9 protein-coding genes are annotated in these 12,043 nt (G+C 43.8%); all 9 read right to left on the bottom strand.

Annotated elements, in window-relative coordinates:
* Positions 1-136 precede the first annotated feature (136 nt).
* The 9 genes from ACFFGT_RS19370 to ACFFGT_RS19330 all read right to left on the bottom strand — a co-directional run bounded on the left by ACFFGT_RS19370 (position 137) and on the right by ACFFGT_RS19330 (position 11,611).
* Positions 137-1,330 (bottom strand): PAS domain-containing sensor histidine kinase, encoded by a 1,194-nt coding sequence (locus ACFFGT_RS19370; RefSeq protein WP_377024164.1) that lies wholly within the window; start codon positions 1,328-1,330, stop codon positions 137-139.
* Between the two features lie 262 nt (positions 1,331-1,592).
* Entirely contained in the window at positions 1,593-3,800 is a 2,208-nt protein-coding gene (locus ACFFGT_RS19365) for a response regulator (protein ID WP_377024163.1), read from the bottom strand.
* A 97-nt stretch (positions 3,801-3,897) separates the two neighbouring features.
* Positions 3,898-4,596 (bottom strand): LytR/AlgR family response regulator transcription factor, encoded by a 699-nt coding sequence (locus tag ACFFGT_RS19360; protein WP_377024162.1) that lies wholly within the window; start codon positions 4,594-4,596, stop codon positions 3,898-3,900.
* 115 nt (positions 4,597-4,711) lie between these two features.
* A complete protein-coding gene (locus ACFFGT_RS19355) occupies positions 4,712-5,185 on the bottom strand; it encodes a Dps family protein (protein ID WP_377024161.1) in 474 nt (157 codons plus the stop codon).
* Between the two features lie 44 nt (positions 5,186-5,229).
* Positions 5,230-5,598 (bottom strand): hypothetical protein, encoded by a 369-nt coding sequence (locus tag ACFFGT_RS19350; RefSeq protein ID WP_377024160.1) that lies wholly within the window; start codon positions 5,596-5,598, stop codon positions 5,230-5,232.
* 125 nt (positions 5,599-5,723) lie between these two features.
* The gene (locus ACFFGT_RS19345; protein WP_377024159.1) at positions 5,724-6,173 is read right to left on the bottom strand and encodes a GNAT family N-acetyltransferase; all 450 of its coding nucleotides are present in this window, start codon (positions 6,171-6,173) and stop codon (positions 5,724-5,726) included.
* Between the two features lie 146 nt (positions 6,174-6,319).
* Positions 6,320-7,573 (bottom strand): PQQ-dependent sugar dehydrogenase, encoded by a 1,254-nt coding sequence (locus tag ACFFGT_RS19340; protein ID WP_377024158.1) that lies wholly within the window; start codon positions 7,571-7,573, stop codon positions 6,320-6,322.
* A gap of 134 nt (positions 7,574-7,707) precedes the next feature.
* The gene (locus ACFFGT_RS19335; RefSeq protein WP_377024157.1) at positions 7,708-9,096 is read right to left on the bottom strand and encodes a S41 family peptidase; all 1,389 of its coding nucleotides are present in this window, start codon (positions 9,094-9,096) and stop codon (positions 7,708-7,710) included.
* 121 nt (positions 9,097-9,217) lie between these two features.
* The gene (locus ACFFGT_RS19330; RefSeq protein WP_377024156.1) at positions 9,218-11,611 is read right to left on the bottom strand and encodes an ABC transporter permease; all 2,394 of its coding nucleotides are present in this window, start codon (positions 11,609-11,611) and stop codon (positions 9,218-9,220) included.
* Between the last annotated feature and the right edge of the window lie 432 nt (positions 11,612-12,043).

Here is a 12,043-nt window from a genome sequence, read left to right as displayed (position 1 = left end):
ACTATAATTGGGAAAGGCCTCATCAGGGTATTAATGGTAAAAAACCTATTGAAATGGCATCCGTAAACAACAAATAAAATACCTGATTCTGTTACCGAATTACTAAACCCGTACAGCAATGACATAATAGCTTTAGTTACATCGGCAACCTAAAATAAAACACCGATCCTTTGCCGTACTCACTATTCACCCCAACTTCCCCTCCATGGCTTTCAACAATCTCGCGCGAAAGGTACAGGCCTAAGCCGTATCCTTTTGTACCGGCAGCGTTTTCATGATGGATGCGGGAGTAACGGCAAAATAATAGTTTTTGATCGGCCGGTTTAATCCCCCTGCCTTTATCCTGTACCGTTACTATGGCTTCACCATCAACCGTTCCGCAGCTTAGGGTAACTACGCTTTTTACAGACGAAAACTTTACCGCATTATTAACATAGTTTACCAGCACCTGCACCAACTTATCGTAGTCGGCAGTAACCCAAATAGCTTTTGACACTTTCAGCTTAAATTTACGATCAGGATAAAGCACCATCATATCTGCAGTTACCTGCTCAACTAATTCAGCCAGGTTAAAGCGGCTTTGCTGTAAGCTAAGCTTTGAATCCTGTACCTGCGATAGTGTTAAGAAGTTATTGATCAACTGGGTCATGCTCACGGTCTGCTGATCGGCTTTAAGCATTTTATCTTCCAGTGGTTTATTGTTTTCCATCCGGGCAACGCGGGCCGTATTTTGGATATATAGTTTGATGGTGCTCAATGGTGTACGCAGCTCATGGTTCAAAAAAGCCATCAAATCGTTTTTCCGGAGTTCTTCCTGCTTTGCTGCAGTAATATCGGTCATGGTGCCCATCATTTTCATGGCCAAACCATCGCTGCAATAAAGCCTTCCTGTTATTTTAAGCCAGCGGCCATAGCAGCCATCCGCAGTGTTAATATGCAGTTCGGTTTCAAACTCCTGCTGGGTACGGCATGCGGTTTTGGCAGTGTCTAAAACATGTTTTTGGTTCCATTGAACCAGTTTTTGCATTAACACACCCAAACCAAAAGTGCTGCTGCCTTTCATGCCTAAAAAACCGCTGGCTACAGGGCACAGATGAAACTTTTTGCTGTATACACTATAGCTCCACATCCCTATACCTGCGGCAGCCAAAACGTTGGTTATAGCCATTTCGCGGGTGTGTACCCGTTCGGAGATATCAACCAAAAAAGCATAAGGATTTAAAACCTGGCCCGGAAAGGCCGGCTCAATAAAATTATCAGCATTGCCAAACGCAGCGATCTGCAGGTTGGCCCTGGTTAATTGTTGTGGGGTTGCGGTTAATGTTGCCATGAGTTCGGTGTGATAATTTTTGTTATCATAAAACTAAGGCTCCTTTAAAGGCTTTCACTTTAGGATTCGTTGAACAGGCAAAAACTGTCGGTGAAGGGTTGGTGAGGTTGGGTTGATCGTTTAGATTTGTTTGGACAACCTTTAATGGGTTAAGGACGAATCAACGTAGAGACGCATCACATGCGTCTCCCATGCGAAGATCGAAGCTAAAAGTTTGTTTTGCATTTCGGCAGACGCATGTGATGCGTCTCTACATAAAAAACTACACCAACGTGCCATAAAAATGCCTGGCATCATCAATGGCATTCAGGCATACGGTGGTTATATCATTGATGAGCCGCAAAGTTTCGGTATCAGCGGTTGTGGCTTGCTCCAGCTCATCCAAATCAGCCTCTAAAGCGGGTAGTAAGCCCATGATGGCCACCGTGGTCTTCATATTATGGGCAGTACTTTTTAACCCGGCAAAATCCTGTGCGCTGAACATATTTTTAAGCGTGTTTACATCAGTTAGGGTAAGCTCTATAAACTGCGAAGTCACTAACTTTTCATAATCAATATTTCCCTTGCTGATGTCCTTCATATAGTTCAGGTCGATAAACTGATAATTATAATCACTGATCGCCGCCTCACTTTCCTGCCGGGAAGCACCGGGCACAAATTTCAGGATCAGCTTAAATAAATCGTCATCATTAACGGGCTTGGCAATATATTCGTTCATGCCATGGCTCAGGCATTTTTCCCGCTCGCCGGCCATGGCATGGGCTGTCATGGCTATGATCGGGACGTCCAGTTTCAGATCATTACGAATCTGATAAGTTGCCGTATATCCGTCCATTTTGGGCATCTGAATATCCATAAGCACCACGTTATAAGTTTCAGATTTCAGCCTGTTAATGGCTTCCTCACCGTTTGATGCCACATCAAACCCTATTCCCCATTGCGTAAAAAGGTGTTTCATCAGGCTTTGGTTCATGGCATTATCGTCAACCACCAATATATTTAAGCTATGGTCAACCTGTGGTTTTGAATCGATGCTTTCTTCATCAGCGTACACGGTAACCTGCTCATCGGCAATGGTGTAAGGGATGTAAAAATTAAATTCAGTGCCTTTTCCGGGTTCGCTGGTAACTTCTATTTCGCCAAGCTGTAAAACTACCAGGTCTTTAACTATAGAAAGGCCAAGCCCTGTACCGCCGTAGCTCCGCGTAATGGAATCTTCGGCCTGGTTAAAGCGCTCAAATATGGAAGCAAGCTTGTCCTTTTGAATCCCGATGCCATCATCGGTTACCCTGATGCCCAGTTTTATGGTTTTACCGCTTGTTTGTTTATTATAAACCTCTACCCTAATACAGCCCTGCTCACTAAACTTCAAGGCATTGCCAATCAGGTTCACCAGGATCTGGGTTAAACGGGTAGCATCGCCAATGAGCGTATCAGGTACATCTGCGGCTATTTTACTGTTAAAGCTGAGACCTTTCTCTTTGATCCGTTCGTTAAATAAAGTTTCGATAGAATCAACTAATCCCCGAACACTAAACGGCGAATGTACTATGCGCATCATGCCTGCTTCAATTTTCGACAGATCAAGAATATCATTGATAATAGCCAGCAGGTTCTCCCCTGCCTTCTGGATCGAACCGACAAACTCTCCGGCATCGGCATCAATTTTACGGCGTTTAAGCAGGTTGGTAAAACCCAGTATGGAGTTAAGCGGTGTGCGGATCTCGTGGCTCATATTGGCCAAAAAGTTTTCTTTTATCAATAATGCTTCGCGTGCAGTTTTTTCCGACTCGTTAAGCCTGTTGATCAGCCTGTTTTGCTGCCTGAACTGGTTAACAATAAACCAGCATAAAGTACCGCCGCTTAAAAACATAAATACCATGAGCATATTGCCATACATCCGGGCGCGGGTACTGTTATCAATAACAGCCACGCTCAGCTCATCCATCATTTTTTGACGGTTGTCGTAAATTTTATGGGTAACAGTAGTTATTTCATTTGAGACACGGCGGGCACGCGGATTAGCTATAAAACTGGTATCGTTCATATTACCTGTTTTATAAAAGTGCTTTAGCAACTCGTTCTTGATCCGTACTTTTTCATCAGCCAAAATATTAAGCCGCTCAAGGTATTGTTTGATCTTTGGGTCGCGGATACCATTATTAATTGAATCGAGATAATCTTTAACCGCTTTGATCTTTGCATCAACCCCCTCTAAATGCGAGGTATCATCGGTAGCTATGGCAGCCCTGATCCGGCTTTCAACACCCAGCAGGTCGCGGTCAATTTCGCGAAGGTGGTTACTGGTATGCAGTTCGCGCAGCAGGCTTTCATTCCCCTTACGCATCGATTGCATATTTTGTGAAAAATTATATTGAATAACCAGCAGCAAAATGGTACCTGCAACAAATGATGCCAGTATAAGGTAAGCAAATTTTTTATTAGCCATTACTGATGACGCTGAACGCATTGGTGATAAGTAAATATGCAGGTGTTAAATTTATTTTAATTACACAAATCGTTCAACAGGGCAAAACTATCGTTAAACCGCCCCGACCTGTCGATTGCTAAAAAACGTTCATCCGGCTGTTCAGCGTTTTGCGATAGGCATCGGCCACGGGCAAAAACTTGCCGGCAATCACCAAACCTCCATCCTGCAGGGTATCAATTTTATCAAGAGCAATAATGTATGAGCGGTGCACCCTCACAAATTTAGATGAAGGCAGCTTTTCTTCGGCCGATTTTAGCGTGCCGTGTATGGCGTATTCTTTTTTGGGGGTATAAAATTTAACGTAATCGCCCATGGCTTCAGCATACAAAATATCATCAAGCATGAGTTTACGGGTGATGTTTGAATCGCGCACAAAAATAAAGTCGTCGTTCTTCAGCTGTACATCATCTTCCTTACGGCTTTCCAGCACTTCGCGGGCTTTGTTTACAGCCTGTAAAAACCTGCCGGGGGTAACGGGCTTAACCAGGTAATCGGCTACGTTAAGTTCAAACGCTTCAACAGCGTATTCTTTTTTTGAGGTAGTAAAAATAACAACAATATCCTTGTTTTTAAGATTGCGGGTAAGTTCCAACCCATCCATTCCGGGCATTTCAATATCCAGGAACAGGAGGTCGACGTTTTGGTTCTGAAGATGATTATAGGCCTCCATGGCGGTACAGTACTCGCAAATAACATCCAGGTCATTAACCTGGGCGGCCAGGTGGCTCAATGTAGCGCGGGCAATAGGATTATCATCAACAATTAAACTGGTCATGGGGCTGGCTGAATAATAGTGCTAAGATAATCATTTTACTTTTCGCTCATGGCCTCCCGTTTGCATCCAGGAGACCATTTGAGCCGAAAAGCGGTTATTTAAAGAGGGGGATATTTTATCTGAAATGTGACCTCAGCATCCATGCCATGCCTTCATGCGTTTCCATCAGGCCGGTAATAAAATCGCTGGTACCGGCATCATTAAACTGGTTGGCGAAAGGGTTGATATTACCGCGGATAAATTCGATGACGCTTTCATGATCTTCAAGCAGCTCTTTCAAAAAGCCCAGGCTGTCGTTTTTGTGATCAAGTTTTTCGGTTAAATGGGTCAGTTGTAACAACTGGCTTAAAGTAGCCGGAGCGTAATGGCCTATTTTACGGATGCGTTCGGCAACGCTGTCCATTATTTCGTCAAGCTCGTTGTATTGCTGTTCAAAAAATACGTGCATAGAGTGAAAGTCCGGGCCTTCAATATTCCAGTGGGCATTACGGGTTTTGGTGTACAATACAAATTCATCAGCCAGTAATTTGGCTAACTGTTCTGAAACGGCCTGGCGGTCTGCTTCGTTAATTCCGATGTTTGCTTTCATGATATTATGTTTTTGTGTGATTTTTATATTTACGGTGTTATAACTTACTCATATTTTGATGGATGGATATAACTGCTGAATAGCCTTTTCACCGGGCAATATAGCGTAAATGCTGTAACCTCAAAGTAAAAAATCAAAGGCGCTATAATGATCATGGTGTGGGTATGATAGCTCCAATCAATAGATGAAAGCACTGGCATGGTAAACACCATCGCCCCGCGGATCACCGCCTCTGTAGTACTCAGGTTTTCGGGCGCATTGTCGGGGAAAAACCGCTTTAAGAAATTATCTAACACGGGTTTGGCTTGCTCAGGCCCATGATGTATAGGAGCTTTTGGCAATTCGATGTTTACTTCGCGGGTTTTGTTTTTGGCGAGATCTCTGGGGTCGGGTGGTAACTGCAATGTTTTCATGGCATAGCTTTAAAGGTTATGACATAAAATTAGCGGCCCTGCATTTAAAGCAGGTACAAAATTCGTTGAGCGGGCAAAAGCAATCGTTAAAAGGTATTTTCAAACAGATGATGTTTAAACGCCTATCAGACCCTGATCATTTCAATGTGATCAATTCCATCCTCGTCATAAATTTCACCTTCCATTTTAAAACCTAACTGCTCATAAAACTTAACAGCATAGTACTGCGCCCCTATCCTGAGCGGCACATCGCCATAAAGAACCTTAGCGGCATCAATAGCAGCCTGGGTTAATGTTTTGCCTGCGCCTGTGCCGCGCACCTTTTTGCTGCTTACTATGCGCCCGATGGATGCTTCGGCATATGATTTACCTGCCGGTACGATCCGGGCATAAGCTACCAGTTCCTGCTCATCATCAAACAGCAACAAGTGGTGACAGGCGTAGTCTTTATCATCAGGATCTAAAAACACACAATTTTGCTCAACCACAAACACTTCGCTCCTGAGTTTTAATAGCTGGTACAGCTCAGTAACCGTTAAATCATGGAAGGCTTTGCAAATTTGGGTGTAGTTCATGGTGGTTGATTTTTTTCTCGCAAAGGCGCTAAGGCGCAAAGTTTTTTTGGTTTGCGGGTGAGGCTAAAATAAGTATTTATATAAATATCCAAACAAAAAGCCCAACCTGCTTTACACAAGTTGGGCTTTTTATGAGTGTATTATCGTTATTTTTTATAAGTAATTTTATAGATGGTCCCTTTAACATCATCGCTTACATACAGGGAGCCGTCGGGGCCTTGTGCCAGGCCACAAGGACGATGCTCGGCTTTACCGGGTGAGGTTTCTTCGGCTGTGCCGGCAAAACCATCAGCAAATACCTCCCATTTACCATCGGGCTTACCATTTTTAAATGGCTGAAAAACTATAAAATAACCTGCCTGAGGCTCAGGTGCCCTGTTCCATGAACCATGGAAAGCTATAAATGCTCCATTCTTATATTTTTCGGGGAATTGACTACCGGTATAAAACAGCAAGCCATCGGGTGCAAGGTGACCGGGATAGGCGGCTACGGGTTCGGCATATTTAGCATCCGCTTCGGCTTCACCATCGCCTCCATATTCGGGGCCTTTTATTTTTTTGTGTTTAACATCGTCATAATACATGTATGGCCAGCCGGCATTGTCGCCCTCCTTTAAAGCGTACATACATTCGGCAGGTAAAAGGGCCGATTGCTGGGTGGTATAATATTTCGGGAACAGGTCATGCAGGGCATCGCGGCCATGCTGCATTACAAAAAGCTGGTTATCCTGCTGGTTCCAGTCAAGCCCAACTACGTTGCGCAGGCCGGTTGCAAAACGTACACCGTCACTTTGCCTTTGGTTTAATTTATCAGTTTTAAACTTCCAGATGCCCCCTGCCGAATCAAGAATTGGACAGCCGGTTTTCTGCGGATCAAACTCTGAGCAAATGTTTGAATAAGCCCCTATGTTTACGTACAGGTTACCATCATTATCAAACGCTATAGCCTTTGGCTTATGTGCCCGTTTAGATACCAGGCCGCTCACTACTATTTCGGGATGTTCCGGGTCGGTCACTTCCTGGTTGGCATTTAACTTGAAACGATAAACGGCCCTGTCCGACGAAGCATAGAGATAGCCATTATTGATGCGGATGCCTGTACCAGGGAAATTACCAAAACTGGTTTTAACATCGGCCTTGCTGCCGTTATCATGCAATACAACAATGCCTTTACCATTCTTAAGCCCTTCCAAATGCACATAAATATCATTGTTAGGTGTTACCACCATATGCCTGGCACTACCCAAATTATCGGCAATAACAACAGCGTTAAACCCATCGGGAATAGTAAGACCGGCATTTGCAACCGGATGGCTATCGTGTTTAATGAGCCTGAACGAGGCAAGCCCGGCTATCGCCAATAACGATAAGCCCAACAACAAGGATTTTCTCTGATTCATAAGTGTAGATTTGGTTAGGGCTAATTTAATGATCCCCGGCATGAATAAAAAACGCCAGGACATCAAAATGCTAAAACCTTTTAAATCGTTACAAAAGAAGATAGCAGTTTTGCAGCACCAGTTAATTTCCGGAGCTATCGTATTACATGCCGAACATTAACTGAAGCGGCATATGCAGCCCGTTCCCGCGCCGAATGGTAGGCTATTGTGGTATTAGCGGCCAGGTTAGGCGTTGTTTTATTTTTTGTGACCGATGCTGTGGTTAGGTTCCCTGTTAATTTAAGCGCCTGGTTAAGCAAAGGATCGGCCGGGTCTCCAAATTGTTTAAGCGGGAGCCCGGCAAATTCATCAGCCTCGTAATCGGGCGCCAGGCCCTTGCTGTAGTCGCCGGTTCCGTTGGCATTGTAAAGTTTAAACACAAGCGGATGCAGCACCAGGTTTACAGAGGCAGGTTTACGCCCATCGGCAATGGCAAAACTGGCCATATCTTTACCTATGGTTGTTTGGCCTATTTGTATAACCGAAGCATAGGGCTTTAATGTGTTGATCAGCAATTCGGCCGATGAGGCTGTGGCGGCTGTGGTTAGTATTATTACTTTTTGGAGAGATAAGCGCCTGCTCTTAATTTCTGAAAATGACTGTGGCTGATAATCATTTTCGAGCATGGTTTGCTGAAAAGTGCGGTTGCTCCTCCCCCCGTTTTTATTGGCCTGATATATAACAAATATTTGGTTTGCGTCGGCAGCGGTTAATGCGCCTGCAATCTTAGCAGCCGAAGATACATCACCTCCGGGGTTATAACGAAGATCGATAATGAGGTTTGAAATTCCGGCTGCCTCCAGTTTTGTCAACGAATCGAGCATATTACGATCAAATACGCCGTTGAAAGCGTCATAAAAAATATAGCCGGTTTTTTTCCCTGCCGAGTTGAAGGTTTTGGTTATGTATACAGGCTGTTCGGTAAAATACAGGGCAGACAGGTTAAGTATCCCGGCATTGGTAAAAATCCCGGCGCTTAAATTTGCCAGTTGCAGCTTGATAGGGTTACCCTGTTTCAGCACATGCTGCACATTGCTGCTGCTTGCATTGTTAATGATGATGTCGTTAACAGCGGTAAAAAAATCGCCCCGCTTTAATCCGGCTTTGTATGCCGCGCTGCCTGGCACCACTAATGTTACTGTGGCTATTAAGCCGCCGGGTGCCGCAGCATTACTAAGTAATGCATAGTCGAATCCATAATACCCAAATGATGAATATTCTGTTTTTACCTCATCCGGATCATCGAGATATGAAAACCTGTCGGCGCTATTAAGCAGGCTTTTAAAAAATGAGGTAGATGAATTGTTTTCTGAAGGATTTTTGGGCAAAGTTTCATTCCAGTAATAATACACCCGCATACTATCCAGGATCCATTTCTGCTCAGCAGACAAGTTACCGGAGATCACATTTTCCTTTTTGCACGACAGGGCAGTGACCATGATCAGCATTAAATAAAAAAACAGGGAGCGGGTGTTGGCTTTCATTTCCATCAATTTGAACTGTTCCTGACTGTCATACGAATGGCAGGAGGCAATTCCCTATTGTGGTTGATGTTTTTATTATTAATTATCTATCCATTGCCCCCAGTTGCTTTTTACTCATCAGCTACTCGCTCCTTAAACTCCTTACCGGATTTGCCAATGCCGCTTTGATAGCCTGGAAACTAATGGTGATCAAAGTAAGCCCAATTGCTGCCAGGCCCGATAGTATAAATACACCCGGCCCTATGCTGATGCGGTAGTCATATTTTTGAAGCCAATTACTAAGGAAATAAAAAGCTACCGGCGAAGCAATTATACAACTTATAGCTACCAATAAAATAAAATCGCCCGATAACAGTACCCATACCCGGGTTATTGACGCACCCAATACTTTACGTACAGCAATCTCTTTGGTACGTTGCTCAGCCACATAAGCTGCCAGGCCAAATAAGCCAAGGCAGGATACAAAAATAGCCAGGCCTGCAAAAACGCCTGCCAGCTTGCCCACAAGGGTTTCTAAATTGAATTTATGATCATAAGCTTCATTCACAAACGCGTAAGTAAAAGGATATGCAGGATTATATTTATCAAAGATCTTACCTACCCTTTCAATTGCTGTATGCGGACTTACGCCAGCCGTTAAACGATAAATTACCTGGCTGCTAAAGTCCTGGGTACGTGTAAATACGGTAGGTTCCACAGGTGTAAACGGCGATCCCATCAGCGCGTCCTTAACTACCCCTATTATCCGCGACGGGCCCGTGATGCCGCTAAAATTGATCAGTTGATTAACCGGATCTTTTAAGCCCATCCGTTTAACAGCCGATTCATTTACAATGATATTGGCCGTATCAGCCTTTGGATTAGCTGAAAAACTTTGCCCCTGGAGCAGTTTCATGTCAACCGTCTTGAAATAATTGTCGTCTACAATAACAGCTCCAACGTTTATTTTCAATTCACCAGCGTTTTGCCCCGGCCAGTTTTCTATACCTGTATGCCAGCCGATATTGGTTAAGGGGCTCGATGCCCTGGTAATACTTTCAATCATTCCCGAAGCCAGCAAATCGTTTTTAAGTGCATCGTAATGGCCTGCCAAATCCCGGGTCATGAAGGTGGATATCAGCCTGTCGGCATTATATCCGGTAGGACGGTCTTTAGCATGTTGAACTTGCTGATAAATGATCACAGTACTAATAATAAAAGCAACCGAGCAGCTAAACTGCAGCACCACTAATATTTTCCGGGGCAGTGCGGCGCCTTTACCTATCCGGATGCTGCCTTTTAATACTTTTACCGGGTTAAACGCCGAAAGATAAAATGCAGGCCGGCTTCCGGCCAGTAAACCGGTAACAAGCACATAGCTTATCATAATACACCAAAAAACAGGGCTTTGATAAGGAATTTGTACTAAACCACCTGTAAGTTCATTAAACCATGGAAGAGTTAACTGCACCAAAACAATGGATAACAGGAAGGCAGCAAAAGTTAAAAGGATAGACTCCGTCAAAAACTGGAAGATGAGATCGCGTCGCTGAGAACCGATAGCTTTACGTACCCCAACCTCGCGGGCCCGCTTCTCTGACCGGGCTGTTGACAGGTTCACAAAGTTGATACAAGCGATAAGCAATACCAACGCACCGATAATGCCAAACATCCACACATAATCAATAAAGCCGCCGGCTGCTTTGCCATTTTTAAAATCTGAGTAAAGGTGCCAGTCTTTTATGGGGTACAGGAAAACTTCGGGTTTAAAGGGGCGAGATACCGGGTTGTATTGCCAGATGAGTTTTTTGATCTTAGCGGCTATCTGCGTATCAGTAACACCTGGCTGCAAACCCACAAAAATTTGATACGAGTTATTTTCCCACTGGGTACGGGAATTCTTCACCCAGTCTTCTGTTTGTTCTGCATAACTGAAGGGCATCAAAAAATGGAACTGCATGGATGCATTAGCCGGAAAATCCTTCATCACCCCGGTAACTTTAACATCATGCCGGTTATCGATCCTGATAGTTTTGTTTATTGGCTCATCGTTACCAAATAAGGCTTTCGCGGTCGACTCATCAATTACAATGGAATATGGATCCTTCAAAACAGTGCTTACTTCACCCTTTATCAGCGGATACTGAAATATTTTCAGAAAATCGGCTCCTACCGTGCCGCCATTAACCATTAATTTTTTATCACCTACCAGGAAATCACGCGCCGGAAAATCGATGAAATCAGCTTCGGCCACATGCCGGATACCGGGAATCGTATTTCTAAGCACATCGGCCAGCGGAATGGGCAGCATATCCTGGGTGCGTGTGCCATCATGAGGGTTGGTATAATTCACCTTTACGGCATATGCCTGGCTGTAATTGGGCAGGAAACGATCGTACGAATACTGGTTAAACACCCAAAGACCAATAAGCAGCGCAACAGCCATGCCTGTAGCAAGGCCAACAATATTAAGCGCGCTGTAAACCCTGTTACGGAGCATATTGCGCCAGGCAATTTTTAAATAGTTCCTGATCATGGCGATAAATTGATTACGGTGAATAAAATGGCTCTTTATCATACTTAAATACAATGCCAAACAATTAATAATCTGAATAACAATTATTTAAATCCAAACAGAGGCTTAAACCTGTATCGATAGCGAACATCCACCGTCCGCATTTATTGCATGAAATAAAGGGCTGACCCGTCCTGAAAAAGCTATACAGATTTGTGAGTAAATCCTGTAAATACTATACAAGCTATTCTGTTAGTCCTAAGATGAACTATACAGGTCTTTTTTTTAAAGATAAGGATTAAATAACTTGTTGCTTGTTTGTCGTGTTAGCATGTGGGAAACTCCTTCAGTTTCCCACATGCTAATGCGTTTTTCTTTTTTTGCTTCTTTTTTTCTTTTTGTGGGACCTCCCTTTTTTGTGGATAACTCATTTAACTTAAACGGGCACAACGA

Origin of the sequence: Mucilaginibacter angelicae, from assembly GCF_042434235.1 — a bacterium.
Classification (GTDB): Bacteria; Bacteroidota; Bacteroidia; order Sphingobacteriales; family Sphingobacteriaceae; genus Mucilaginibacter; species Mucilaginibacter angelicae.
The sequence above is the reverse complement of the archived record's forward strand: the minus strand, read 5'-3'. Positions and strand labels throughout refer to the sequence as shown.

What these genes read in the sequence shown, in the direction of transcription:
- ACFFGT_RS19370 (WP_377024164.1), bottom strand. Translation starts at nt 1,330, where the DNA reads ATGGCAACATTAACCGCAACCCCACAACAATTAACCAGGGCCAACCTG.
- ACFFGT_RS19365 (WP_377024163.1), bottom strand. Translation starts at nt 3,800, where the DNA reads ATGCGTTCAGCGTCATCAGTAATGGCTAATAAAAAATTTGCTTACCTT.
- ACFFGT_RS19360 (WP_377024162.1), bottom strand. Translation starts at nt 4,596, where the DNA reads ATGACCAGTTTAATTGTTGATGATAATCCTATTGCCCGCGCTACATTG.
- ACFFGT_RS19355 (WP_377024161.1), bottom strand. Translation starts at nt 5,185, where the DNA reads ATGAAAGCAAACATCGGAATTAACGAAGCAGACCGCCAGGCCGTTTCA.
- ACFFGT_RS19350 (WP_377024160.1), bottom strand. Translation starts at nt 5,598, where the DNA reads ATGAAAACATTGCAGTTACCACCCGACCCCAGAGATCTCGCCAAAAAC.
- ACFFGT_RS19345 (WP_377024159.1), bottom strand. Translation starts at nt 6,173, where the DNA reads ATGAACTACACCCAAATTTGCAAAGCCTTCCATGATTTAACGGTTACT.
- ACFFGT_RS19340 (WP_377024158.1), bottom strand. Translation starts at nt 7,573, where the DNA reads ATGAATCAGAGAAAATCCTTGTTGTTGGGCTTATCGTTATTGGCGATA.
- ACFFGT_RS19335 (WP_377024157.1), bottom strand. Translation starts at nt 9,096, where the DNA reads ATGAAAGCCAACACCCGCTCCCTGTTTTTTTATTTAATGCTGATCATG.
- ACFFGT_RS19330 (WP_377024156.1), bottom strand. Translation starts at nt 11,611, where the DNA reads ATGATCAGGAACTATTTAAAAATTGCCTGGCGCAATATGCTCCGTAAC.